The 25,769-nt window shown below is 73.0% G+C and carries 15 protein-coding genes; 8 read left to right on the top strand and 7 right to left on the bottom strand.

The window, feature by feature from the left end; translation table 11 throughout:
- Positions 1-9: 9 nt before the first annotated feature.
- From ACBR40_RS37685 to ACBR40_RS37695, 3 genes are all read right to left on the bottom strand, one after another.
- Positions 10-993: a DUF1838 family protein gene (locus ACBR40_RS37685; RefSeq protein ID WP_371251792.1), complete on the bottom strand. Its 984-nt coding sequence runs from the start codon at positions 991-993 to the stop codon at positions 10-12.
- Positions 994-1,092: 99 nt separating this feature from the next.
- The gene (locus ACBR40_RS37690; protein WP_344206016.1) at positions 1,093-2,280 is read right to left on the bottom strand and encodes an acetate kinase; all 1,188 of its coding nucleotides are present in this window, start codon (positions 2,278-2,280) and stop codon (positions 1,093-1,095) included.
- A complete protein-coding gene (locus tag ACBR40_RS37695) occupies positions 2,256-4,559 on the bottom strand; it encodes a phosphoketolase (RefSeq protein WP_371251793.1) in 2,304 nt (767 codons plus the stop codon). The genes ACBR40_RS37690 and ACBR40_RS37695 overlap by 25 nt, the downstream gene beginning before the upstream one ends.
- A gap of 185 nt (positions 4,560-4,744) precedes the next feature.
- On the opposite strand from ACBR40_RS37695, the gene pgi reads away from it, so the two are divergent.
- Together pgi and ACBR40_RS37705 are read left to right on the top strand one after the other, a co-directional pair.
- Positions 4,745-6,376 (top strand): glucose-6-phosphate isomerase, encoded by a 1,632-nt coding sequence (gene pgi, locus ACBR40_RS37700; RefSeq protein WP_371251794.1) that lies wholly within the window; start codon positions 4,745-4,747, stop codon positions 6,374-6,376.
- 32 nt (positions 6,377-6,408) lie between these two features.
- On the top strand, positions 6,409-6,768 hold the full coding sequence (locus tag ACBR40_RS37705; RefSeq protein ID WP_364456318.1) for a spore germination protein GerW family protein: 360 nt from the start codon (positions 6,409-6,411) through the stop codon (positions 6,766-6,768).
- Positions 6,769-6,797: 29 nt separating this feature from the next.
- On the opposite strand, the gene ACBR40_RS37710 is transcribed toward ACBR40_RS37705, so the two are convergent.
- The 3 genes from ACBR40_RS37710 to pulA form a co-directional block, all read right to left on the bottom strand.
- Positions 6,798-7,523 carry a VIT1/CCC1 transporter family protein gene (locus ACBR40_RS37710; RefSeq protein WP_344206023.1) on the bottom strand — a complete coding sequence of 242 codons (726 nt, stop codon included), beginning with the start codon at positions 7,521-7,523 and terminating at the stop codon, positions 6,798-6,800.
- Positions 7,524-7,994: 471 nt separating this feature from the next.
- Positions 7,995-8,693: a hypothetical protein gene (locus tag ACBR40_RS37715; RefSeq protein ID WP_371251795.1), complete on the bottom strand. Its 699-nt coding sequence runs from the start codon at positions 8,691-8,693 to the stop codon at positions 7,995-7,997.
- A 139-nt stretch (positions 8,694-8,832) separates the two neighbouring features.
- Positions 8,833-12,414 (bottom strand): pullulanase-type alpha-1,6-glucosidase, encoded by a 3,582-nt coding sequence (gene pulA / locus ACBR40_RS37720; RefSeq protein WP_371251796.1) that lies wholly within the window; start codon positions 12,412-12,414, stop codon positions 8,833-8,835.
- A gap of 204 nt (positions 12,415-12,618) precedes the next feature.
- Between pulA and ACBR40_RS37725 the strand changes: the two genes are divergently transcribed.
- The 6 genes from ACBR40_RS37725 (at position 12,619) to ACBR40_RS37750 (ending at position 24,421) form a co-directional block, all read left to right on the top strand.
- Positions 12,619-13,914: an extracellular solute-binding protein gene (locus ACBR40_RS37725; RefSeq protein ID WP_371251797.1), complete on the top strand. Its 1,296-nt coding sequence runs from the start codon at positions 12,619-12,621 to the stop codon at positions 13,912-13,914.
- A gap of 3 nt (positions 13,915-13,917) precedes the next feature.
- Positions 13,918-14,901 (top strand): sugar ABC transporter permease, encoded by a 984-nt coding sequence (locus ACBR40_RS37730; RefSeq protein ID WP_344206027.1) that lies wholly within the window; start codon positions 13,918-13,920, stop codon positions 14,899-14,901.
- Positions 14,898-15,758, top strand: coding sequence for a carbohydrate ABC transporter permease (locus ACBR40_RS37735; protein ID WP_344206029.1), 861 nt, complete (start codon positions 14,898-14,900; stop codon positions 15,756-15,758). Before ACBR40_RS37730 ends, ACBR40_RS37735 begins: the two co-directional genes overlap by 4 nt.
- 67 nt (positions 15,759-15,825) lie before the next feature.
- Complete coding sequence (locus ACBR40_RS37740) at positions 15,826-18,069, top strand: hypothetical protein (protein WP_371251798.1); 2,244 nt, start codon at positions 15,826-15,828, stop codon at positions 18,067-18,069.
- 81 nt (positions 18,070-18,150) lie between these two features.
- Complete coding sequence (locus tag ACBR40_RS37745) at positions 18,151-21,561, top strand: phosphodiester glycosidase family protein (RefSeq protein ID WP_371251799.1); 3,411 nt, start codon at positions 18,151-18,153, stop codon at positions 21,559-21,561.
- Between the two features lie 103 nt (positions 21,562-21,664).
- On the top strand, positions 21,665-24,421 hold the full coding sequence (locus ACBR40_RS37750) for a glycoside hydrolase family 2 TIM barrel-domain containing protein (RefSeq protein WP_371251800.1): 2,757 nt from the start codon (positions 21,665-21,667) through the stop codon (positions 24,419-24,421).
- Positions 24,422-24,483: 62 nt separating this feature from the next.
- On the opposite strand, the gene tuf is transcribed toward ACBR40_RS37750, so the two are convergent.
- Positions 24,484-25,644, bottom strand: coding sequence for an elongation factor Tu (gene tuf / locus ACBR40_RS37755; protein WP_364456301.1), 1,161 nt, complete (start codon positions 25,642-25,644; stop codon positions 24,484-24,486).
- Positions 25,645-25,769: the final 125 nt, after the last annotated feature.

Below are 25,769 nucleotides of genomic sequence, written 5' to 3' on the forward strand. Positions count from 1 at the left end.
GCCGGAGGCTCAGCGGGCGTTCGCGGCGCACCAGCCGGCCCACGTGGTGGCGCCCTTGTGGAGCTGCTTGGCGTGGAAGGAGCTCCAGGAGTTCTCGCTGGCGCCCGGCGCGCCGGGGGCGCTCCGGTAGAGCGGGTGGTTCTTGTCGACCTCGGCGCGGATCCACGGCTCGACGTCGGCGTAGGAGTTCAGCGACCAGCTCCGGGCGTGGTAGGTGAGCTGGCCGCGCACTTCGCTCTCGGCCAGGCACATGAACGGCGCCCACGGGCTCGTCCGGCTCCAGGCGATCTTCGTCTTCATCGCGCCCGAGGGCACCTTGCCCGGCACGGCGCGGGCGGCCGCCTCGCGGTCGTCGACGAAGAAGTCGAACATCTCCTGGGCCGCGTACACGCCGCCCACCAGGCCGAACTTCTCGCCGAGCGTGCTGCCGAAGTCGGTGCGCACCGGGATGTCGCTGGTCCAGACGGTCTCGTCGTGCAGCCGGCGGGTGGGCGGGCCGGCGTAGGACGGGGTGACGTCGAACGGGCCGAAGTTCACCGTGTCGTTGTTGATGGGGACGACCGGATAGGTCTTGAGGTCGACCGGGTTCTTCCACTCCCGCAGGATCTTCGTCGGGTCGGCGGGGTCGGTGTAGAAGACGATCTCGCGGGAGAGCTGGTAGAGCTTGGTGGTGCCGGGCTCACGGTAGAGGCGGCGGATGTTGTAGCCCTCGATGCCGAACAGCTTCTGGCCGTGCCGCAGCCCCGGCTCCAGGGCGTTGCCCTCGATGTTGGCGTAGACGCTGCCGGAGATCCGGAAGACCATGTCCTTGCCGTCGGGGCGGCCGAACGTCTGGAGGGACAGCAGCGCGTTCTTGTCGGTGACCGTCTTGAAGACCGGGCCCGGCAGCGTCGGGTCGGTCGTCCTGCCCGCCGCGGCCGCCGATCCGGGGGCGGTGAGGGCGAGGAACAGCGCGGCCAGGGCGACCGGCGCGGTCAGACGGCGTTTCGGCATGGGGGTGCTCCGCTGGTAGGGGGTTCGGACCGCCAATTGTGATCACGAACGCGCAGGCGATGTCCACCCGTTCCGGCGTTTCCAAGATCGTCGGCGGGATCAGCCCTGGGGGCCGCCGGAGATCAGGGCGAGCGCCTGGCTGGCGATCTCCCACTCCTCGTCCGTCGGGACGACCAGCACCGGCACCTCCGCGCCCGGGGCGGAGACGGCCCGCTCGCCGTCCCCGGCCGCGTTGAGCGCGGGGTCCACGGCGATGCCGAGCCGGTCGAGCCCGGCCAGCGCCTCGGCGCGGGTCGCGGCGTCGTGCTCGCCCACGCCGCCGGTGAACACGACGGCGTCCACCCGGCCGAGCAGCGCGTAGTAGGCGCCGACGTACTTGCGGATGCGCCGGGTGTAGATCCGCAGCGCCAGGCGGGCCTCGTCGTCGTCGCGGGCGCGTACTTCCCGCATGTCGAGCGTGCCGGTGAGCGCGAGCAGGCCGCCGCGGCGGCTGAGGTCCTGCTCGACCCGCTGCGGGTCGGCGCCCGAGGTGCGGGCGAGGTAGCCGGTGAGCCCCGGGTCCACGTCGCCGGAGCGGGTGCCCATGACCAGCCCCTCCAGCGGGGTCAGGCCCATGGAGGTGTCGACGCTGCGCCCGCCGGAGATCGCGGTGGCGCTGGCGCCGTTGCCCAGGTGCAGCACGATCAGGTTGAGCTCGGCGAGGTCGCGGCCGAGCACGGCGGCGGCGCGGCGCGAGACGTAGGCGCAGGAGGTGCCGTGGAAGCCGAAGCGCCGCACGCCCAGCTCCTCGCGCCAGTCGCGCGGCACCGCGTACGTGTACGCCTCCGGCGGCAACGTCCGGTGGAAGGCCGTGTCGAACACCGCCACCTGCGGCACCGAGGGGAACGCCTTGCGCGCAAGCCGGATGCCGGCCAGGTTGACCGGGTTGTGCAGCGGCGCGAGCGGGGCCAGCTCCTCGATCACGGACACCACCTCGTCGTCCACGAGCACCGGCCCGTCGAAGCGCACGCCGCCGTGCACGACGCGGTGCCCGACCGCGACCGGGTCCAGCGCGGGACCGGCCGCGGCGAAGGCCGCCATCATCGCCTCCAGACCGTCGCCGTGGTCGGGGAAGGGCCGCTCCCGCACGTACGGCGGCCCGTCCCCGGCGTGGTGGGTGAGCCGCCCCGACCGCTCGCCGATGCGCTCGATCAGCCCTCTGGCCGGGCGCTCGTGGGTCCGGACGTCCACCAGCTCGTACTTGATCGATGAGGATCCCGTGTTCAGGACGAGAATGTGGCCGGCCATGTCCAGGAGCTTATTTCGCCGGGGTCCTCGCCGTGCTCGCGGGTGTGGGCGCGGGCGTGCAGCCGCGCGTCGCTCATCCGCTGACGCAGGTGGGCGGCCTTGGAGCCGAGCCCCGGTACGCGGTCGATGACGTCCATGACGAGGTGGTAGCGGTCGATGTCGTTGAGCATCGCCATGTCGAACGGGGTGGTCGTGGTGCCCTCCTCCTTGTAGCCGCGCACGTGGATGTTGTCGTGGCCGTGGCGGCGGTAGGTGAGCTGGTGGATCAGCGACGGGTAGCCGTGGAAGTCGAAGATGATCGGCTTGTCGACGGTGAACAGGGTGTCGAACTCGGCGTCCGGCATGCCGTGCGGGTGTTCCGACGGCGGCTGGAGCCGCATGAGGTCCACGACGTTGATGACCCGGACCCGGAGCTGGGGCAGGTGCTCGCGCAGCAGCGCGGCGGCGGCCAGGGTCTCCTGCGTGGGGACGTCGCCGGCGCAGGCGAGCACGACGTCGGGCTCGCTGCCGTCGTCGGTGGAGGCCCACGGCAGGATGCCGAGGCCGCGGGTGTTGTGGGCGATGGCCTCGTCCATGGTGAACAGGTCGAGCACGGGCTGCTTGCCGGCCACGATGACGTTGACGTAGTCGCGCGAGCGCAGGCAGTGGTCGGCCACGGAGAGCAGCGTGTTGGCGTCCGGCGGCAGGTAGACGCGCACCGCCGACGCCTTCTTGTTGACCACCACGTCGAGGAAGCCGGGGTCCTGGTGGCTGAAGCCGTTGTGGTCCTGCCGCCACACGTGCGACGACAGCAGGTACGTCAGCGACGCCACAGGACGCCGCCACGGGATCTTCTGCGCGGTCTCCAGCCACTTGGCGTGCTGGTTGAACATGGCGTCCACGATGTGGATGAACGCCTCGTAGCAGTTGAACAGCCCGTGCCGGCCGGTCAGCAGGTAGCCCTCCAGCCAGCCCTGGCACAGGTGCTCCGACAGCACCTCCATCACCCGGCCGCCCGCGCCCAGGTTCTCGTCGGTGGGCAGCAGCTCGGCGTCCCAGGCCCGGTCGGTGACCTCGAAGACGGCCTGTAGCCGGTTGGAGGCGGTCTCGTCGGGCCCCATGAGCCGGAACGTGCTCGGGTTCGCGGCGATCACGTCGCGCAGGAACGTCCCGAGGACGCGGGTCGGCTCGGTCTTCTGGTCGGCGGGCGCCTTGACCTCGACCGCGTACTTGCGGAAGTCGGGCAGGCGCAGCGGCTCCAGCAGCTCCCCGCCGTTGGTGTGCGGGTTGGCGCTCATCCGCCGGGGCCCTTCCGGGACCGTCGCGACGATCTCCTCGACCGGCCGGCCGTCCGGCCCGAACAGCTCCTCGGGCCGGTAGGAGCGCATCCACTCCTCCAGCATGGCGAGGTGCGTCGGGTTCTCCCGTACGGTGGCGAGCGGCACCTGATGGGCCCGCCAGGTGCCCTCGACCGGTTTGCCGTCCACCTCCCGCGGCCCGGTCCAGCCCTTCGGCGTGCGCAGGATGACCATCGGCAGCCGCGGCGCGTCGCCGGCCTTGTAGGCGGCCATCTCCTCCCAGCAGAGGTCGAGGGTGGCGGCCATCTCCTCGTGGTCGGGGCCGACCAGGTGGGGGCGGTAACCGTAGCCCTCCATGAGCTTGGTCAGCTCGTCGTACGGGATGCGGGCGAGGATCGTCGGGTTGGCGATCTTGTAGCCGTTGAGGTGCAGGATCGGCAGGACGACGCCGTCGCGGCGGCGGTCCAGGAACTTGTTGGAGTGCCAGCTCGCGGCGAGGGGGCCGGTCTCGGCCTCGCCGTCGCCGATCACGCACGCCACCACCAGGTCGGGGTTGTCGAAGGCGGCTCCGTAGGCGTGGGCCAGCGCGTAGCCCAGCTCGCCGCCCTCGTGGATCGAGCCCGGCGTCTCGGGCGCCACATGGCTGGGAACGCCCCCGGGGAAGGAGAACTGCCGGAACAACGCCTTCATGCCCCGTACGTCCTGGGTGATGTCGGGGTAGCGCTCGGTGTAGGTCCCCTCCAGCCAGGCGTGGGCCACCGCCGCCGGGCCGCCGTGCCCCGGGCCGGCGATGTAGATCATGTCCTGGTCCCGCTCCTTGATCACCCGGTTCAGGTGGGCGAAGCAGAAGTTCAGGCCCGGCGTGGTGCCCCAGTGGCCGAGCAGCCGGGGCTTGATGTGCTCCGGCCGCAGAGGTTCGGCGAGCAGGGGGTTGTCCAGCAGGTAGATCTGCCCGACCGACAGGTAGTTGGCCGCGCGCCAGTACGCGTCGATGTGCTCCATGCCTCTCCCCCTTCCTCCGTGGACGGCGCTGAACCCCGGCAGGGGGAGGAATTCGACTTTCCCACTGGGGACGCAAAGACACGGCTCCGCCGTGCGCGGAATCATTCTCGATGGGTACGGGGTTGCGGGACGATGGACCAGAACCTGATCGTTTGGCCGCGCTCAGCGGTGCGAGGAGGAGACACGTGGACGGCGACATCACCCAGAGCCAGGAGTGGGCGGCGCTGGGCAAGCACCAGGAGGAGCTGGCCGGCAGGCACCTGCGCGAGCTGTTCGCGGAGGATCCCGGCCGGGCCGAGCGCATGACGGTGACCGCCGGCGACCTCTACCTCGACTACGCCAAGCACCGCGCCACCGGGCGGACCGTCGAGCTGCTGACGGCCCTGGCCGAGCGGGCGGGCCTGCGCGACCGGATCGAGGCCATGTTCGGCGGCGAGCACATCAACGTCAGCGAGGACCGCGCCGTGCTGCACGTCGCGCTGCGGATGCCGCGCGAGGCCGAGCTCGTGGTCGACGGCCAGGACGTCCCGGCCGACGTGCACGCCGTGCTCGACAGGATGAGCGCCTTCGCCGACCGGGTGCGGGGCAAGGAGTGGAAGGGCGCCACGGGCAAGCCCATCGAGACCGTCGTCAACATCGGCATCGGCGGCTCCGACCTCGGCCCCGCGATGGCCTACGAGGCGCTGCGCGACTACGCCGACGCCGGCGTGGCCGCCCGCTTCGTCTCCAACATCGACCCCGCCGACATCGTCGGCAACCTGCGCGACCTCGACCCCGAGACCACGCTGTTCGTGGTCAGCTCCAAGACCTTCACCACGCTGGAGACCCTCACCAACGCCCGCGTCGCGCGCAGCTGGCTGGTCGGCGCGCTCGGCGACGACGCGGTGGCCAAGCACTTCGTCGCCGTCTCCACCAACGCCGCCAAGGTGGCCGAGTTCGGCATCGACACCGCCAACATGTTCGGCTTCTGGGACTGGGTGGGCGGCCGCTACTCCTACGACGGCGCCATCGGGCTGTCGCTCATGATCGCCATCGGGCCGGAGCGCTTCCGCGAGATGCTCGCCGGGTTCCGCACCATGGACGAGCACTTCCGCACCGCGCCCTTCGACCGGAACATGCCGGTGATCATGGGCATGCTCGGCATCTGGTACACCGACTTCTTCGACGCCGAGACCCGCGCCGTCCTGCCCTACAGCCAGCGCCTGCACCGCTTCCCCGCCTACCTCCAGCAGCTCACCATGGAGTCCAACGGCAAGTCGGTGCGCGCCGACGGCACCCCGGTCACCGCGCAGACCGGCGAGATCTTCTGGGGCGAGCCGGGCACCAACGGCCAGCACGCCTTCTACCAGCTCCTCCACCAGGGCACCAGGCTCGTGCCCGCCGACTTCATCGGCTTCGCCGAGCCCTACGAGGACCGCGAGGGCATGCACGACCAGCTCACCGCCAACCTGCTGGCGCAGACCTCGGCGCTGGCGTTCGGCAAGACGGCCGAGGAGATCGCGGCCGAGGGCACCGCGGCCGAGATCGTCCCGCACAAGGTCATGCCGGGCAACCGGCCGACCTCCACGATCCTCGCGCCGAAGCTCACCCCGTCCACGCTGGGGCAGCTCGTCGCCCTCTACGAGCACATCGTGTTCGTGGAGGGCACCGTCTGGGGCATCGACTCCTTCGACCAGTGGGGCGTCGAGCTGGGCAAGAAGATGGCCTCCGACCTCGCCCCCGCCCTCACCTCCGAGGAGCCGCCGACCAGCTTCCCCGACCCCTCGACCGAGCGCCTGGTCCGCCGCTACCGCGAGCTGCGCGGCCGGCGCGCGTAGTCGCCCGGCGGCTTCTGGGCGAGGATGTCCCCATGGACATCATGGAGTTGGTCGAACGGTCCAAGGACGCCGCCACCGTCCGGCGCGTCTTCGGCGAGCCGATCCAGCACGGCGACGTCGTCGTCATCCCCGTCGCCCGGGTCGTCCAGGGCGGCGGGGCCGGCCAGGGGCAGGGCAGGAAGGACAAGGAGGAGGGCGGCGGGAGCGGCCTCGGCTTCGGCCACGGCGCCACGCCCGCCGGGGTCTACGTCGTCAAGAACGGCGAGGTGAAGTGGCATCCCGCCGTGGACGTCAACCGGATCGTCCTCGGCGGCCAGTTCGTCGCCGTCGTGCTGCTGCTGACCGTGCGCGTCATACTCAAACCCCTCCTCCGCCGCCGCCGTCGGCACTGACCCCGGCGCGGGGCCTGAGAGGTGCGGGCTCAGGTCAGGGTGACGCCGAGGAGGTGGCCGAGACCGAAGGTGACGGTGGCCGCGCCGACGCCGAGCGCGAGCTGCCGCAGGCCGCCCACCCACCAGGGCCGCGCCGTCATCGCCGCCACCGCCGAGCCGAACCCGAACAGCCCGAGCACGCTCAGCACCACGGCCAGCGTCAGCCCCGAGGCCCCGAACAGGAACGGCGCCAGCGGCACCAGCGCCCCCAGGGAGAAGGCGAGGAACGACGAGGCCGCCGCCAGGTACGGCGAGGGCAGGTCGTCGGGGTCCACCCCCAGCTCCTCGCGCACGTGCACGCGCAGCGCCTGCTCGGGGTCGGCCGACAGGCCGTCGGCCACCCGGCGGGCGAGGTCCGGGTCGAGGCCGCGCGACTCGTAGAGCGCGGCCAGCTCGGCACGCTCGCCCTCGGGGTTGCGGGCCAGCTCACGCCGCTCGACGGCGATCTCGGCCCGCATCAGCTCGGTCTGCGACTTCACGGAGGTGTACTCCCCGGCCGCCATGGAGAACGCCCCTGCGGCCAGCCCGGCGAACCCGGCCAGCACCGCGGCCTTCCCGCCGCTGCCCGCCGCGCCCACCACGCCGGCGATCAGCGCGAAGTTGGACACCAGCCCGTCCATCGCCCCGAACACCGCCGGACGCAGCCAGCCACCGGTCACGTCGCGGTGCGTGTGGTGCTGCTCGGGGGAGCGCGGCTCGGCGAGCTCGATGGTCATGGAAATCCTCCACTTACGGATGCTCTTGTCCAAGAATTTAGGGTTCTGCGACAAGATCCGCAACGAAGGAAAGGCTAGCCTGACCTGCGGAAAAACCGCTCCGCCAGGCGTTCGTCACGCCACGTGACCGGCCGGATGCGTGAAGATCCCCGCGGTACGGGACCGCGGGGACGGTGATCGAAGGGCTCGGCAGGCGATCAGGCTCGGCAGGCGATCAGGCTCGGCAACCGATCAGGCTCGGCAACCGATCAGCCCGGCGACCGATCGGCCCCGGCCATCCATCGGGCCCCACGACCGATGGGCCCTGGCTGCCCATCGGGCCCGGCAACCGATCGGCCCCGGCTACACATCGGGCCGGGCGGCCGATCGGCCCTGGCTACACATCGGGCCGGGCGGCCGGTCGGCCCTGGCAGGGCGGTCGGCCCTGGCAGGGCGGTCGGCCCTGGCAGGGCGGTCGGGACCGGTGGCCGATCAGGCGTGAACCGCTGCCTGCGGAGCGGCCTCGGCCTCCGCGGGCCTGCCGGCCGGGGCCTCATGGGCCGGGGTGGTGCCGTGCATCATGGCCGCGCAGTCCGCGATCGTCTCCTCCAGCAGCCGCCGCAGCAGCGCGTCCGGGTCGGTGACGCACGCCTGCACGATCCCCACGACCGCGAGCTGGACCGCGTTCGGGGCGGCGTACCTGCGGAAGCCCTTCTCGGTGATCTTGGCGGCCCGGCTGAAGCGCCTGGCCTGCTCGCTCGCGTGCGGGACCTCGTCCAGCGCCCGCCGGCTCGCCTCGCTCAGCCGGCCGGGCGGCGCGCCGTCCAGCCTGGCGAGCATCTCCTCGGCCGCCAGCACCGACACCGCCAGCGCGAGCTGGCGCTCGGCCGCGGCCACCGGCAGCGCCGTCGTGGCGCAGCGCAGCGCGATCCGCGCGTCCACGCGCAGGTCGTCACTGGTCAGCCCGATGATCGACGGGACGAGGGGGACCAGCGCGGCCCGGTTCTCGTCGTTGACGTTGTCGTTGACCAGACGGGCGAGTGCGGCCAGCAACGGGTGCGTGCAGGCCGGATGGTCGCTCCAGCGTTCCCCGGCAAGGTAGGAGGCCAGTTCCATGAAGCAGGCACCGCGTTTCGGGTTGCGATGTCTGCCGCGGGACAGGACCGGCATGTGCTCAAGGTGTTTGTCCACGGGTGCTCCACTGCTCCACGCGATCGCCGTCTTTCCAGTCTGCGCCGTGAGTCTTGGCATTTCCAGCGATCTGTATAGGACGTGATGCCTTTCGTCCGTTCATGCGCCCGCTGCCCGGAGCCGGAACGGCGAAACGTTCTCAGGGGGTGACGAAGACGGCCACCGTACGTCCCGCCACGGTGAGCGTCCCGCTCGCCCGGTCGAACGCCGACCCGCGGACCACCGGATCCGCCGAGGCCGCCAGCACCGGATGCAGCGCGGGCTCCTGCCCGGCCGGCGCCGTCACCGGCAGCGCCAGCTCGTACGGGGTCGCGTTGAGCACCGCCGTCACCGCGCTCCAGCGCGGATCGATCCCGGCCGTGTCCACGTGCATGACGATGACGCCGTCCGGCGCGGCGGGGAACGACAGCCGCCGCCGCACCTCCTCGCCCGACCCGAGCGCGAACGCCGGCGTCGAGGAGCGGATCCGCAGCAGCTCACCGAACCGGGCGCGGGCCGCGCCGATCGCCTCGCAGCCCGGCCGCAGCGCCGGATCGGCCAGCAGCGGCCGCGCGTACGGCCAGCGCACCTCGTTGTCGGCCCGCGGCGGCAGGCCGCCGCCGAACCCGTTGCCCAGCGAGCAGTCCCACAGCAGCCGGTTGAACCAGTCGCCGGAGTCGTAGGAGTTGCGGTCGAAGGACTTCGAGCGCAGCCGCTCGCTGCCCGCGTGCACGAACGCCGCCCCCTGCGACAGCAGCGGCACGGCCAGCGACAGCACCTGCATGCGCACCCGGTCCGCCATGGGGGTCCCCGGCGCCAGCTTGTACGCCAGCGCGTCGTACAGCGTCTCGTTGTCGTGCGCGTCCACGTAGACCACGCTCTCGCCGGGGTCGCGGGCGTACCCGGCGGGGGCGCCGTTGTGGCGGATCTCCCCGCCGGTACGGCCGCACGGCAGCACGTAGTCGCGCAGGCTGCCCGTCAGGCCGATCCTGATGAGGTCGGTGCAGTGGGCGAGCCGCGCCCGCTGCTGCTCCTGGTCGCCGTTGGCGGGGCTGCCGTTGGGCGCGCCGGCCAGCCCCGAGCCGAAGCCCTGCGCCCGCGGGTCGGCGTCGAACGGCCCGCCGCCCCGCACCGCGTCCCGTGGGGCGTCGGCGAACGTGGCGACGCCGGTGCCGGCCATGCCCTCCTTCGTGGCCTGCGGGAAGCGGGCGCCGTCGGCGATCTCGCCGAAGTTCCAGCCCTCGCCGTACAGGATGATCGAGCGCCCGTCCACGCCGTCGGCCTCGGGGGTGAGCGCGTCGAGCGCGCGGCGTACGGCCAGGATGTTGTCCTTCGGATGGTGGCCCATGAGATCGAACCGGAACCCGTCGATCTTGTACTGCCTGGCCCAGGTGACGATCGAGTCCACCACGAGCCGGCCCATCATCCGGTGCTCGGGGGCGGTGTTGGCGCAGCAGGTCGAGGTGGCCACCGAGCCGTCGGCGAGCAGGCGGTGGTAGTAGCCGGGCACGATCGGGCCGAGCACCGACTCCGTGTGGGTGTGGTTGTAGACCACGTCCATGACCACGCGCAGCCCGGCCCGGTTGAGCGCGGCGACCATGGCGCGGAACTGGCGGATCCGGTCGTCGGGGTCGGTCGCGTACGAGCCCTCCGGCACCGTGTAGTGCAGCGGGTCGTAGCCCCAGTTGAAGGAGTCGGTGGCCGCGGTGCGGGCCACGCACTCCTGCTGCCGCTCGGAGTCGGGCGGCAGGGCCGCCAGGTCGCAGTCCGGCTCGACGCGGTCCTCACGGCGCTCGGGCACCGTGGCCAGGTCGAAGACCGGCAGCAGGTGCACGTGGGTCACGCCGTCGGCGGCGAGGGCCCGCAGCTCGCGCGTCCCGTCCGAGTCGCGGGTGAAGGCCGCGTACGTGCCGCGCAGCTCCTCGGGGACGGTGGCGTCAGAGGCGGAGAAGTCGCGCACGTGCAGCTCGTAGATCACGGCCCGGTGCGGCGGCACGGGGGCGGGCTTGGCCAGGGCGTCCCAGCCGGGCGGCTTGCAGGCGGCGGCGTCGAGCCGGACGAGACGGCTCCGCACGCCGTCGGGGACCGTGGCCAGGCTGTACGGGTCCGTGACCTCGCTGGTCACCATCCGGCCGGCGGCGGGAGAGTAGACGGTGACGAGGAAGGTGTAGTCGCGGCCCATCCACGAGGGCCGGCCGTGCGCGGACCAGACGCCGGTCGCGTCGTCGCGGCGCATGCGGTGGACGGTGCGCCTGCCGCCCTTGCCGTACAGGGCCAGCTCGACCTTCCTGGCGGTGGGCGCCCACAGGGCGAGGCGCGGACGCAGACGGCCGGAGGGGCCGAGCGGGGCAGTGGCGGCTGCGGCGTACAGGTCGTCGATGACGCCGGGAAGCTGCACGCCCGTCGCCGCGACCAGCCTGCCCTCCTCGTCCCTGGCCACCGCCGCCACCTGCCCGCACAGGGCCTCGGGGGCGAGGGCGGCGTCGCGCGGATCCACCTTGAGCGCGGTGTACCCGGCCAGATGCGGCCACGCGCGACGCTGCTCATCGGTCAGCTCGCCCGCCGAGAGCCGCAGAACCCCCGCCTCGCCTGCCGGGTCGCGCAGGTTGTCGAAGGCGAGGGCGGCACCGGGGCTGAACACCAGGGCGTGGCGCAGCGAACCGGGCACCTCCCAGAGGACGGTCTCCCGGTCGATCCAGTGCGCCAGACAGTGCCGCAGATCGACATCGGGCGCCGGCGGCCGCGGCAGGACATGCCCCACCACCCCCGCCACCCGCCACACCTCATGCCCGACGAGCCCCGTCTCCACGGTCCACCACCCAGCGGCCCCGTCGCCGCCGGCGGCTTCATGGGAAGAGGAATGGCTGCCACCCGTCCCAAGTCTGCCGCTTTGCGCGGTCTCCCCCGAAGGGGGGCAGTCGCGGTCCGGCCCATGCCCGCCGCCTTGCGCAACCTCGCCCGAAGGAGGCACGGCGTAGCGGAGGGTCCGGGTGTCGGGCGGGAGCGGGACGTGGAAGATCGCGCCGAAGGAGTCCCAGCCCGAGGGGCGTACGGGGTCGCCGTCCGCGGGCCTCAGCGTCAGCCCGTCATGCTGGTCGTCCGGCGCGCGGTAGTGGAGCACCACCACGCCGTCCGCGGCGGCCCGGGTCGGGTGGAGGAGGGGGGAGCCCGCCTCCACGTACGCCTCCGGCTGCTCGGCCGGGACGATCCGCAGGTCGAGGCCGGGGTCCTTGACCGGGCCCGCGTGGACCACGAAGTGCAGGGCGGCGGCCGGGTCCCGCAGCGGCACCCGCCACCACGCCCCGAAGGAGTCCACGCCGTCCGGGAGACGGGGCCGCGCCCAGTCGGTGAGCGCGGCTTCGGCGACCGCCTCGCCCCACAGGTGCAGGCCCCAGCCGTCGTACGCGCCGTCCGGCCGCCGGTAGTGGATCACGGCGTGCCCGTCGGCGGCGGCCCGCGAGCCGAACACCTCGTCCCGGCCCTCGTCCAGCCAGATCTCGGGATTCCACGCGGGATCGACGAGGTGCCCGCCGCCGTCGGCGGTGTCGCCGCGGTGAGGGAGCACGCCGACGCGGCGGGCGCCCGGCCGCAGCGGGATCCAGGCGAAGCGCCCGTAGGCGTCCTCGCCCGCCAGCGGGACCGGCGCGTCCCACGCGACCGGCTCCGCCACGTCGCCCCACACGTGCAGCCCCCAGCCGTCGGGGTCGGCGCGTCGGTAGTGCACCACCAGCAGGTCCTTCATCTCTGTCTTGCTTACGCGATTTCCACCCGGCCGGCCAGGCTCCCCACGCCGCCACTCCTGCAAATCTTTCGGGAAATTTCAGAAATGTAGGGCCCTGCCGATGTAACAACTTGCAGAATCCTGACGAACGCCCCTACCCGAGCGCCTCACGTCGGCGTAACCTCCGGCTGACTCCACCTCCGATCGACCTGTGAGGAGAAGGACATGCGACGACTCTTACCTGCCGGAACCGTCCTTGCGAGCCTGACGCTGGCGGTCGCCGCGTGCGGCGGAGGCGGGGGAGGGGGCGAGCCGGCCGCACCCGCAGCCTCCGTGGCCGACCCCGCGAAGATCACCGGCGAGGTGACCTGGTGGGACACGACCCGGCCCGACAGCGAGGGCCCCACGTTCCAGGCCCTCATCAAGGAGTTCGAGGCCGCCTATCCCGGCATCAAGGTCAAATATGTGAACGTGCCGTCGGACCAGGCGCAGAACCAGTTCCAGACCGCCGCCCAGGCGGGCAGCGGAGCGCCCGACGTGATCCGCTCCGAGGTGGCCTGGACCTCGCAGTTCGCCTCGCTCGGCTACCTGCAGCCGCTGGACGGCAGCCGGGCGGTGGACCAGCCCGACGACTTCCTGCCGGGCCCGTCGAGCAGCACCAAGTACAACGGCAAGACCTACGCCGTCCCCCAGGTGACCGACACCCTCGCGCTCATCTACAACAAGCGGCTGCTCAAGGAGGCCGGCCACGAGGAGCCGCCGAAGACCGTCGCCGAGCTGAAGCAGACCGCGCTCGACGTCAAGGCCAAGACGGGCGCGCAGGGGCTCGCGCTCAACGTCGACTCCTACTTCCTGCTCCCCTTCATGTACGGCGAGGGCGGCGACCTGCTCGACGTCCAGAACAAGAAGATCGTCGTCGACTCCCCGGCGAACGTGCGGGCCATGCAGACCGTCGCCGACCTCATCAGCTCCGGCGCGGCCGCGAAGCCCGCGACCACGGAGAGCTACGCCAACGCCATGACAGCCCTGAAAGAGGGCAAGGCCGCGATGATCTACAACGGCCCGTGGGCGCTGTCGGAGATCTACCAGGGCAAGGAGTTCCAGGACAAGGCGAACCTCGGCATCGCCCCCGTGCCGGCCGGCTCGGTCAAGGCCGGGGCCCCCACGGGCGGCTGGAACCTGGCGATCTACGCGGGTTCGAAGAACATCCCGGCGGCCTACGAGTTCGTCCGCTTCATGACGACGGCGAAGGCCCAGGCGAAGATCGCCAAGGAGATCAGCCTGCTGCCGACCCGCGCCTCCGCCTACGCCGACCCGGACGTCCAGGGCAACCAGGACGTGGCCGTGTTCAAGCCGATCATGGACACCGCGGTCGCGCGGCCGTGGATCCCGGAGGGCGGCCAGCTCTTCCAGCCGCTGCTGGAGGGCTACCAGGACCTCGTCGGCGGCAAGTCGGCCCCCGCGGACATGCTCAAGAAGGTGAGCGAGCAGTACCACGGGATCATGAAGGACTGGAGCTGACCGGTGGCGGTCTCCACCAGGAACGCGACGGCCGCGGGCGCCCGCGGCCGCCGCCGTGCCGGGCCAGGCCCGCTGCGGCGCTCCTTCGGGACCCACTGGTACGCCTGGGCGATGGTCGCGCCGGTGCTGGCCGTGATGCTGGTGCTGATCGGCTGGCCGCTCGCGCGCGGGGTGTACCTGTCGCTGACCGACGCCACCGAGGCCAACATCGGCCGCACCATCGGCGTCAACGTCATCCCGTCCACGTACGAGTTCGTCGGCCTGGACAACTACCTGCGCATCCTCACCAGCGACCTGTTCTGGGACAAGCTCCTCTGGACGGTGATCTGGACGGTCGCCTGCGTCGCCCTGCACTACGGCGTCGGCCTGGCCCTCGCCGTCATGCTCAACAGGAAGCTGCGCTTCCGTTCCGTCTACCGGGTGCTGCTGATCCTGCCGTGGGCGGTGCCGGCGTTCGTGGCCGCCTTCGTCTGGCGCTACCTCTACAACAGCGACTACGGCGTGATCAACGGCATGCTGAAGCTGGCCGGGCTCGGCCCGGTCGGCTGGCTCGACGACCCGCTCACGGCGAAGGTCGCGGTGATCGCCGTCAACGTGTGGATCGGCGTGCCGTTCATGATGGTGGCCCTGCTCGGCGGCCTGCAGTCGATCCCGGCCGAGCTGTACGAGGCCGCCGAGGTGGACGGCGCGGGGCCCTGGCAGCGTTTCCGCGCGATCACGCTGCCCGGCCTGCGCCAGGTGTCGTCCACGGTGATCCTGCTCGGCACCATCTGGACGTTCAACATGTTCCCCATCATCTTCCTCGTCACCCGGGGCGGACCCGGCAGCGAGACGGAGATCCTCGTCACCTACGCCTTCCGCGAGGCGTTCACCGGGATCCGCGACTACTCCGGCTCGGCCGCCTGGGGCGTGATCATCCTGCTCATGCTGGTCGTGCTCGCCGCCGGCTACAGAAGGACGCTGCGTTCGCAAGGAGATCCCTGGTGACCACGTACGGACCTGGGGGCCGGCCGCGCGGCGAGCGCGGCGCCCTCGCCTCGATCGGCCTGCACGCGGGCCTGCTGATCGCGGTGGCGATCAGCCTGTTCCCCGTCGTGTGGCTGGTGCTGACCTCGCTGAAGCCGCGCGACGGCTGGCTGTCGAGCGAGCTGCGCCTGTTCGACGACTCCTCGCTGGACAACTACGCCCGGGTGCTGACCGCGACCGAGTTCCCGCGCTGGCTGCTCAACAGCGTGCTGACCGCCGGACTCACCATGGTCGCCGGGGTCCTGCTGGCCGCCACCACCGGGTACGCCGTCAGCCGCTTCCGCTTCCCCGGCCACCGGGGCGTGATGTGGCTGCTGCTGGTCACCCAGATGTTCCCCGTCGCGATCCTCATCGTCCCGCTGTACAACCTGATGGCCGGGCTCGGCCTGCTCAACCAGATCCCGGGGCTGGTGATCGCGTACATGACGATCGCGGTGCCGTTCTGCGCCTGGATGATGAAGAGCTACTTCGACACCGTGCCGATCGAGATCGACCAGGCGGGGCTGGTGGACGGGCTGACGCCGTTCGGGGTGTTCCGGCGGGTGGTGCTGCCGCTGGCCAGGCCCGGCATCGCGGTGACCGCGTTCTACTGCTTCATGACCGCCTGGGGCGAGGTCGGCTACGCCACGGTGTTCATGTCGCAGGAGGACAAGCGCACGCTCGGCGTGGGCCTGCAGCAGTTCGTCGGCCAGCACTGGTCGGACTGGGGGCTGATGACCGCCTCGGCGGTGCTCATCGCCATCCCGGCCGGCGCGGTCTTCCTGCTGGTGCAGCGGCACCTCGTCACCGGCCTCACGGCCGGCGCCACGAAGTCGTAAACCCTCCTTGCATAACGTCATGGAATAGTCACTGTACGTGAAAGCACCAGTACAGGATGCTGGTGCCATGGACGGCTTCCTCGACGACACCTGCGGCGGCCTCACCGAGCTGCGCGTGCACGGCGTGCACGGCACGCCGCCGCAGACCACCCTGCACCACCCCCATCCCTGGCGGGTGGCCGGCGACGGCGTCACGGGCTTCTACCGGCGCTGGTGGCCCGAGGGCCGCCCGGCCGGCGGCGACGCCGACGTGCCCGGCGTGCGCCGCCGGGAGGCCTACGCCTGGGGCGGGCTCACCTCCGGCGGCCGGACGCTCGCCCTGTGGCTGCCGCTGCTGCCGTTCTCGCTGGTCAACCTGGCCTACTTCATGCTGCCCAGGCCGTCGCGCGGCAGGTGGCTGCGCCGCCTCGCCGAGGCCGGGCTGCGGCTGTTCGCGCTGCTGCTGACCGGCACGCTGGTCGGCGCGGTCACCCGGGCGAGCGTCGACCTGTTCGGCTGGCAGTGCACCGCGCCCGGCCGCGCCTGCACCCTCGGCGGCGCGCCCGCGTTCGCGCGCTGGCTGGCCGAGACGCAGGCCGGGGAGCCGTCGCGGCGGCTGGCCGTCGCCGCGCTCGCGCCGCTGCTGGTCGTCGCGCTGCTGTGGTGGCTCGGGCGGCGCACCTGGCAGCGCGACGAGCAGACCGTCGTCCCGCCCGGCGGCGGGCCGCACTCGCCGATCCCCCTGGCCCGGCCGCGCCTGTGGCACGGCGGCGCGCCGGTGTGGCGGCTGCGCGTGGTGCACGTCTCCTTCGCGGCCGCCTCGGTCGGGCTCGCGGTGGCCGGGCCGTTCGCCGCCACCCGGGCCGGGTTCGCGCTGACCGTCGCCAACGCCGCCGTCCAGGTCGCCGCCGCGGCGCTGGTCGTGCTGCCGTCGATCGCCCGCCGCCTCGACCCGCACACCGGCGCCGCCGCGCCGGCCTGGCTCACCTGGTCGTGCCGGGGGCTGCGGGCGGCCGCCGCGCTGACGCTGGCCGCCACCGGCTGCGCCGCCCTCGCCGGGCTCGGGCCGGGCGCGGCCGGGCGGCAACTCCCCGGCCTCGGCGCCGGCACACTCCAGCAGACCCTCGTCCTCGGACTCGGCCTGCTCCTGCTGGCCGCCGTCGCCGCACTCGCCATCCTGGACCAGCCACGCGGCCACAACCCCGCCGAGCGGCGCGCGCTCGGTGGGCTGGGCGCCTGGGTCGCACTCATGCTCGCCGCGGGCATGGCCAACGTCCTGGCGCTCGGCCTGCTGTTCTGGACCGCCGGCTACCTCGGCGAGCCCGGATCGCCGACCGCGCTCGCGCCGCCGGCGGTCATGCTCTTCCTCGACGACACGATCTGGTGGAGAGCCGCGGTGGTGCCGCTGCTCGCGCTCGCCGCGCTCGCCGTCGCCGCCGTCCTGTGGCGGGCCGGCCGCACCGAGCGCGACCGGCTGGCGAAGCGGCTGGCCCACTACTACGGCGAGCGCCATGCGCCGGCGGTGGCCGCCCTCTGGAGCTGCGCCGCGCTCACCGACCGCGCCGGGCTCGTGCTGGGCGTGCTGACCGGCGTCGGGGTGGCCGGGGTCACGGCGGCGACCGCGCTCGGCCAGTTCGGGCTGATCGCGCCGGTGGGCGGCCTCGCCGGGGCGCTGTCGTCGGCCGGGAGCTGGGCGCTGGTCGCCGTCGGAGTGGGGCTGGTGCTCATCGGGCGGCGCGCCTACCGCGACGGCCGGCTGCGCAGGACGGTCGGCATCCTGTGGGACGTCTCGACCTTCTGGCCGCGCGCCGTCCACCCGCTCGGCCCGCCCTGCTACGCCGAGCGCGTCGTCCCCGAGCTGGTGGCGCGGGTGGGCCGGTTGGCCCGCACCGACCAGGACCAGGTGATCGTCTCCGGCCACAGCCAGGGCAGCGTCATCGCCGCCGCGGTGGTGCTGCAGCTCAAGCCCGAGCTGCGGCGGCGGGTCGCGCTGCTCACCCACGGCTCGCCGCTGCGCCGCCTGTACGCGGCCTTCTTCCCCGCCTGGTTCGGCGCCGAGGGGCTGGCGGCGGTCCGGGCCGCGGTGCCCTGGCACAACCTCTACCGGCTGAGCGACCCCATCGGCGGGCCGGTCTTCCGGCGGCTCGACCCGTTCGCCGCCGCCTCCCACGGCCCGGTGAGCGACGACCCGGTGGACCGCCACTGCTGGGACCCGCGCCGGCCGGCGCTCGGCGAGCCGCTGCCGGAGGCCCGACGGCACTCCGACTACTGGCTCGAACCGTCCTACGACGCGGCCTTCGACCGGCTGGTCCGGATCAAGGCGCCCGCGTGAGCGCACCCCCAAGATCTGAAATTTTCTTTTAGTTCACTCTTCGGTCTTGAAAGTTATATCCGCGAGCGATTGAGTTCGGTCGTGCAGACCCTCCGAATGCTGGCCGCCGCCGCGCTCGCGTTAAGCCCCCTGGCCTTGACCGCCGCGCCCGCGCAGGCCGACCCCGCCCCACCCGTGGAGGACGCCCTCCAGGCGTCGTCCTATCCGCCCCCGTCCACGCTGCTGTCCCGGGCCGCCGCCGAACAGCGGCGGCTGGAGACCGCCAAGCGCACCCGCCCGGTCGCGCCCGGCATCTCGCTCACCTCGTTCGACACCTACGACGAGCTCGGCTGGCTGCGTGCCGACGCCATCACCGCCGAACTCGGCGGCGGCAGCGGCGGCAACCGGGCCGACTACGTCTTCTCCGGCGAGGTGACCAAGACCGAGCCGCTGTCCGGCCCGGCCGGCCGCAGCCACGCCGTCGCCGCCGTCAACGGCGACTTCTTCGACATCAACAACTCCGGCGCCGCCCAGGGCATCGGCGTCCAGAACGGCACGCTCGTCCAGTCGCCCGTCGCCGGGCACGAGAACGCGGTCGCCATCACCGGCGACGGCGTCGGCCGGGTGCTCAAGATGTACTTCGAGGGCACCGCGACCCCGGCCGGCGGCTCGCCGATCAAGCTCACCCAGTTCAACCAGCTCGTGCAGCGCGACGGGACCGGCCTGTTCACGCCGCTGTGGGGCTCGCACACGCGGGCCCGCGCCGTCGAGGGCGCCACCGCCGTCGCCGAGGCCGTCCTGGTGGACGGCGTCGTCACCGAGGTACGCAACGCCGCGGGCGACGGGCCGATCCCGGCCGGCACCACCGTCCTGCTCGGCCGCGACGCCGGGGCCGCCGCCGTGGCCGCGCTCAAGGCCGGCGACCGCGTGGACGTCACGTACCGGCCCAAGCCGGACGACGGCGGCGCGGTCCAGGCCGCCGTGGGCGGCAACTGGGTGCTGGTCAAGGACGGCGTCGTCCAGAACAGCACCGACCAGGCAGCCCACCCGCGCACCGCCGTCGGCTTCTCCGCCGACGGCCGTACGATGCACCTGCTCACCGTGGACGGCCGGCAGGCCGACAGCCGCGGGGTCACGCTCAACGAGCTGGCCGCCATGATGGCCGACCTCGGCGCCGCGAACGCGCTCAACCTCGACGGCGGCGGCTCCTCCACGATGCTCGCCCGCGAGCCGGGCTCGGCCGCCGTGCAGGTCGAGAACAGCCCCTCCGACGGCGGCGAGCGGCACGTGCCGAACGGCCTGGCCCTGTACGCGCCCGAGGGCAGCGGCAAGCTCAAGGGCTTCTGGCTGGAGACCGCGAGCGACCCGGCCAAGGCGCCCGGCGTCGGCCCCGTCGCGGGCGGCCGCCCCGACCGCGTCTTCCCCGGCCTCACCAGGAAACTCACCGCCGCCGGCTACGACGAGACCTACGGCCCGGCCGCCGGCACGCCGTCCTGGCGGGCCCAGCCCGCCGTGCACGGCGTCGTCCGCGACGGCAGGTTCCACGCCCTCGTGCCCGGCCAGACCACCGTCACCGCCTCGCGCGGCGCCGCCAAGGGCACCATCGAGCTGACCGTGCTCCAGCCGCTGGAGCGGCTCGGCGCCACCGCCGACCGGCTGGGCATCTCCGGCGCCGACGGCACCGCCACGTTCGGCGTCGTCGGCTACGACCGCAACGGCAACTCGGCCCCCGTCGAGCCCGCCGATCTCACCCTCGACTACGACCGCGCCCTGCTGGAGGTCACCCCCTCCGAGCACGGCTACTTCACCGTCAAGGCGAAGAAGACCACCGGCTCCGGCCTGATCACCGCCAAGGTCGGCAAGATCACCACCGCCGTGCCGGTGACCGTCGGGTTCGAGGAGAAGCCGGTCGCCGACTTCGAGGACGCGGCCACGTGGACGTTCGCCGCGGCCCGCGCCACCGGCTCGCTGTCGGCCGCCCCCGGGCGGAGCGGCAACGCGCTGAAGCTGTCCTACGACTTCACCACCTCCACCGCCACCCGCGCCGCCTACGCCAGCCCGCCGCAGCAGATCGTGGTGGACGGGCAGCCCCAGGCGTTCGGGCTGTGGATCCACTCCACCGGCAAGGGCGAGTGGCCGAGCCTGGAGTTCTACGACGCGCTCGGACAGTCGCAGATCCTGCGAGGCCCGTACATGACGTGGACCGGCTGGCAGTACGTCGAGTTCGCCGTGCCCGCGGGCGTCAACTACCCGCTCAAGCTGCGGCGCTTCTACGTCGCCGAGACCAAGGCGGACGCCAAATACACCAACGAGATCCTCATCGACGGGCTCGTCGCGAAGGTGCCGCCGACCGTGACCGCGCCGGCCGCGCCCAAGGTCGCCGACCCCGTGGTCAAGGCGTCGGTGGCGGAGATGCCGTGGCGCTTCGCGGTCATGTCCGACGCGCAGTTCGTCGCCAGGGACCCCGACAGCGACATCGTGAAGAACGCCCGCCGCACGCTGCGCGAGATCAAGGCCGCCCGGCCGGACTTCCTCGTCATCAACGGCGACCTGGTGGACGAGGCGTCGCCGGAGGACTTCGCGCTGGCCAAGCGGGTGCTGGACGAGGAGCTGGGCGGCGCGCTGCCCTACTACTACGTCCCCGGCAACCACGAGGTCATGGGCGGCGCCATCGCCAACTTCACGAACGCGTTCGGGGCGACGTACCGGACGTTCGACCACAAGGGCACCCGGTTCATCACGCTGGACACCTCCAGGCTCACCCTGCGGGGCGGCGGCTACGACCAGGTCGCGGCGCTGCGCGCCGAGCTGGACAAGGCCGCGAAGGACGGCTCCGTGGGCTCGGTCGCGGTGCTGTTCCACGTGCCGCCGCGCGACCCCACGCCCGGCAAGGGCAGCCAGCTCGGCGACCGCAAGGAGGCCGCGCTGGTCGAGGGCTGGCTCGCCGACTTCCAGCGCGAGACCGGCAAGGGAGCCGCCTACATCGGGGCGCACGTGGGCACCTTCCACGCCTCGCACGTGGACGCGGTCCCGTACTTCATCAACGGCAACTCCGGCAAGAACCCCGCCACCGCGGCCGACGACGGCGGGTTCACCGGCTGGTCGCTGTGGGGCGTCGACCCGGTCACCCGGACCGAGGCCGAGCACGTGCGGCGCAACTGGTTCGTGGACGCGCCCGCCTGGATCGGCGCGCAGGTCCAGCCGCACGTGGACGAGCTCGTCCTCACCGCGCCAGGCAGCGTCGCGGTCGGCACGCCCGCGCAGGTGAGCGCCGTGGTCAAGCAGGGGACGCGGACCGTGCCCGCCGCCTACCCGGCGTCGGCGTTTTGGTCCGGCTCGCCGAACCTGCACGTCGGGGCGCGTGGCGCGGCCAAGCCGTGGCACGTCGCCGTCCTCGACCCGGCCACCGGGACGCTGACCGCGCTGCGCAAGGGGCAGGTCACGGTCGCCGTCACGGTCAACGGCGTCACCCGCCAGGCCACGGTGTCCCTCACCGCCAAGGCCGCCGCCTGACGCACCGCACCCTCCGCCGAGCCCCCGCCCGCCAGGCGGGGGCTCGGCCCACGGGGAAGTCGGCGACTGCCCCGAACGTCCGTGACGTTCTAGGCTCGCGTCGATGGAACTCGTGACTTTCGCCCCCGGTTCCGGGCTGCTCGCCCCCCGCGCGGCCCTCCGCTCCGACGCCCCCTCCCTCGACCTCGGCGGCACCTGGCGCTTCCGCCTGTCGCCCTCGGCCGACGCGCCCGAGGACTTCGCCGACCCCGGCTACGACGACTCCGGCTGGGCCGAGCTGCCGGTGCCGTCGCACTGGCCGCTCCACGGCCACGGCGCCCCCGCCTACACCAACGTCGTCTACCCGTTCCCCGTCGATCCGCCGTACGTGCCGGACGAGAACCCCACCGGTGACCACCGCCGCGTCTTCGACCTGCCCGAGGGCTGGAGCGGCGGCCGGCTGCGGTTCGAGGGGGCCGACTCCCTGGCCCGGGTCTGGCTCAACGGGCACGAGCTGGGCTTCTGGACCGGCAGCCGGCTGCCCGCCGAGTTCGACGCGGGCCCCTGGCTGCGTCCAGGACGCAACGTGCTGGCCGTGCGGGTGCACCAGTGGTCGGCCGCCAGCTACCTGGAGGACCAGGACATGTGGTGGCTGCCCGGCATCTTCCGCGACGTCACGCTCACCCGCTCGGCGGCCGACGTGTTCGTGCACGCCACGCACGACGGCCGGCTCAGCTTCGACGGGGCTGGCGGCCGGCTCGACCTGCCCGAGCTCGGCGTCGCCGGGCTGGAGCCCGGCGTCGAGGTCAGGGTCGCCGCCGAGCCGTGGACGGCCGAGACCCCGCGCCTGTACGACGCCACCGTCACCTTCCCCGAGGAGACCGTACGGCTGCGCGTCGGCTTCCGCACCGTCTCCATCGAGGACGGCGCGCTGCTCGCCAACGGCCGCCCGTTACTGCTCAAGGGCGTCAACCGGCACGAGTTCGACCCCCGGCGGGGCCGCGCCGTCACCCGCGAGACCATGCGCGAGGACGTGCTGCTGATGAAGCGGCACAACGTCAACGCCGTCCGCACCAGCCACTACCCGCCGCACCCGGCCTTCCTCGACCTGTGCGACGAGCTGGGCCTGTGGGTGATCGACGAGTGCGACCTGGAGACGCACGGCTTCGAACGGGTCGGCTGGCGCGGCAACCCCACCGACGACCCCCGCTACGAGGCCGCCCTGCTCGACCGCATGCGCCGCATGGTCGAACGGGACAAGAACCACCCGAGCGTCGTCATGTGGTCGCTCGGCAACGAGGCCGGCGTCGGCCGCAACCTCGGCGTCATGGCCGCCTGGACGCGCGAGCGCGACCCGTCCAGGCCCCTCCACTACGAGGGCGACCGCTCGTGCGCCCACACCGACGTCTACTCCCGCATGTACGCCTCCCACGCCGAGGTCGAGGCCATCGGCCGCGGCGAGGAGGACCCGCTCGAGGACCCCGCACTGGACGCGCGGCGGCGCGCGATGCCGTTCCTGCAGTGCGAGTACGCCCACGCCATGGGCAACGGGCCCGGCGGGCTGGCGGAGTACCAGGAGCTGTTCGAGCGCTACCCGAGGCTCGCGGGCGGGTTCGTGTGGGAGTGGATCGACCACGGCATCGCGCACCCCGCCCATGACTTCGCCTACGGCGGCGACTTCGGCGAGCCCCTGCACGACGGCAACTTCGTCATCGACGGGCTCGTCTTCCCCGACCGTACGCCCTCGCCGGGGCTGCTCGACCTGAACAAGGCGTTCGAGCCGGTCAGGATCACCTTCGCGGCGGAGGGCGGGGTGGCGCGGGTCGTCAACGGGCACGGCTTCCGCGACCTGTCCCATCTGCGGTTCACCGCCACCGTCGAGGTGGAGGGGGAGGTCGTCGCCGAGCACCCGCTGGAGGTGCCGCCGGACGGCGGCGAGGTGCGGCTGCCCGGCGCGGCGGCGGGACCGGGGGAGCGCTGGCTGACCGTCCGCGCCCTGCTCGCCGCCGACCAGCCCTGGGCCCCCGCGGGCCACGAGGTCGCCTGGTCCCAGACCCGCCTCCCCTCGGACCCGCCGGCGCCGGCCGGACGAACCGCCGCCACGCTTTCGGGCGCCGAGTTCGAGGATCGCAGCGGGCGGCTGATCCGGCTGTTCGGCGTGGAGGTGGAGGGGCCGCGGCTCGACCTGTGGCGGGCGCCCACCGACAACGACCGCTACAGCGGCCTCGAAGCCCGCTGGCGGGCCCTGGGCCTGCACCGCCTCACCCACCGCACGGACGCCGTCGAACGGCACGGCGGCACCCTGACCGTACGCACCCGCGTCGCCCCCGCCGCCGGCGACCTCGGGATGCGGGCGGCCTACCGGTGGACCGCCGCCGACGACGGCGCGCTGCTGCTGCGCGTGGACGTCGAGCCCGAGGGCGACTGGAGCGACCCGATCCCGCGCCTCGGCCTCACCATGACCCTGCCCGGCGCGGCCGTGGACCGGATCACCTGGTTCGGCCGCGGCCCAGGCGAGGCGTACCCCGACACCGGCCTCGCCGCCCGCGTCGGCCGCTGGAGCGCCACGATCGAGGAGCTGCAGACCCCGTACGTCCGCCCGCAGGAGAACGGCCACCGCGCCGACGTCCGCTGGGCCGACCTCGGCCCGTTCCGCGTCTCCGGCGAGCCGCTCTTCGGGCTGACCGCCCGCCGCTGGAGCACCGCCGAGCTGGCCGCCGCCCGGCACCGCCCCGACCTGACGCCCGGCGACCGCGTCCACCTGCACCTGGACCTCGCCCACCAGGGCATCGGCACGGCCACCTGCGGGCCAGGACCGCTGCCGCGCTACGACCTGTACGCCCGCCCGGCGACGTTCACGCTCCGCTTCACCCCGGCCTGAACGCGCCAAGGGGCCGGGCCCCGCCATGAACGGCGGGACCCGGCCCCGGCACCCAGGGCGAGTCAGACGGCGAGGATCGTGCCCGCGCCGACCGTCAGCCCGCCCTCGCGGACGGCGAACCCGAGCCCCGGCTCCAGCGCGACCGGCCGGCCCAGCTCGACCGCGACCTCGACGGTCTCGCCCGGCTCGGCGGGCCCGTCCAGGAGCAGCTCGCCGGGCACGTCCGTGGTCCGCAGGTAGAACTGCGGCCGGTAGCCGGAGGCGATCGGCCGCCGCCGTCCGCCCTCCTCCGGCGTCAGGAGGTAGACGCGGGCGCGGAACGACGTACGCTCGCGCTGGCTGCCCGGCTCGGCCAGCACCATGCCGCGCCGCACCTGCTCGCGGCGGACCCCGCGCAGCAGCACGGCCGCGTTGTCGCCGGCCTCGCCCCGCTCCATCGTCTTGCCGAACGTCTCGACGCCCGTCACGACCGCCGTGAACCCGTCACCGAACCCGACGGCCTCGACCGTGTCGCCGACCCGCACCGAGCCGCGCTCGATGGCGCCGGTGACGACCGTGCCGCGGCCGGTGACCGTCAGCACGTTCTCGACCGGCATGAGGAACGGCGCGTCCACGTACCGGACCGGCACGGGGATGTGCTCGTCCACGGCCCGGAGCAGCGCCTCCACGGAGGCGGTCCAGACCGGGTCGCCCTCCAGCGCCCGCAGCCCGGACACCCGGACCATCGGCACGTCACGGTAGCCGTGCGCGGCCAGCAGGTCCTGCAGCTCCAGCTCGACCAGGTCGGTGAGCTCCGGGTCGGCGCCGTCGGCCTTGTTGACGGCCACGACCAGGTGCTCGACGCCGACCCGGCGGGCCAGCAGCACGTGCTCGCGGGTCTGCGGCATGATGCCGTCGTGCGCGGACACGACGAGGATCGCGCCGTCGAGCTGCGCCGCCCCCGTGATCATGTTCTTCACGTAGTCGGCGTGGCCCGGCATGTCCACGTGGGCGTAGTGGCGGGTGTCGGTCTCGTACTCGACGTGCGAGATGTTGATCGTGATGCCCCTGGAGGCCTCCTCCGGGGTGCGGTCGATCCGCTCGAACGGCGTGTACGTCGCCTGCCCCCGCTCGGCCAGCACCTTCGTGATGGCCGCGGTCAGCGTGGTCTTGCCGTGGTCGACGTGCCCCATCGTGCCGATGTTGAGATGCGGCTTGTTGCGTACGTAGGCCTGCTTGGCCATGGTTCCTTCCTCGACTGCCCGGTGTGGTGTGTGACCCGTCCGAAGGGGCTGACGACCTCCCCCCGCCGGGTCACCTCGGGACTCACGGGAAGAGGTCAGCGCTCCAGGCCGCCGCGGGCACGCTC

This window comes from Nonomuraea sp. AD125B (genome assembly GCF_041402765.1).
GTDB lineage: Bacteria > Actinomycetota > Actinomycetes > Streptosporangiales > Streptosporangiaceae > Nonomuraea > Nonomuraea bangladeshensis.

Excerpts from the sequence above, each read along its gene's own strand:
- ACBR40_RS37685 (WP_371251792.1), bottom strand. The coding sequence starts at position 993 with ATGCCGAAACGCCGTCTGACCGCGCCGGTCGCCCTGGCCGCGCTGTTC.
- ACBR40_RS37690 (WP_344206016.1), bottom strand. The coding sequence starts at position 2,280 with ATGGCCGGCCACATTCTCGTCCTGAACACGGGATCCTCATCGATCAAG.
- ACBR40_RS37695 (WP_371251793.1), bottom strand. The coding sequence starts at position 4,559 with ATGGAGCACATCGACGCGTACTGGCGCGCGGCCAACTACCTGTCGGTC.
- ACBR40_RS37705 (WP_364456318.1), top strand. The coding sequence starts at position 6,409 with ATGGACATCATGGAGTTGGTCGAACGGTCCAAGGACGCCGCCACCGTC.
- ACBR40_RS37710 (WP_344206023.1), bottom strand. The coding sequence starts at position 7,523 with ATGACCATCGAGCTCGCCGAGCCGCGCTCCCCCGAGCAGCACCACACG.
- pulA (WP_371251796.1), bottom strand. The coding sequence starts at position 12,414 with ATGAAGGACCTGCTGGTGGTGCACTACCGACGCGCCGACCCCGACGGC.
- ACBR40_RS37725 (WP_371251797.1), top strand. The coding sequence starts at position 12,619 with ATGCGACGACTCTTACCTGCCGGAACCGTCCTTGCGAGCCTGACGCTG.
- ACBR40_RS37740 (WP_371251798.1), top strand. The coding sequence starts at position 15,826 with ATGGACGGCTTCCTCGACGACACCTGCGGCGGCCTCACCGAGCTGCGC.
- ACBR40_RS37750 (WP_371251800.1), top strand. The coding sequence starts at position 21,665 with ATGGAACTCGTGACTTTCGCCCCCGGTTCCGGGCTGCTCGCCCCCCGC.
- tuf (WP_364456301.1), bottom strand. The coding sequence starts at position 25,644 with ATGGCCAAGCAGGCCTACGTACGCAACAAGCCGCATCTCAACATCGGC.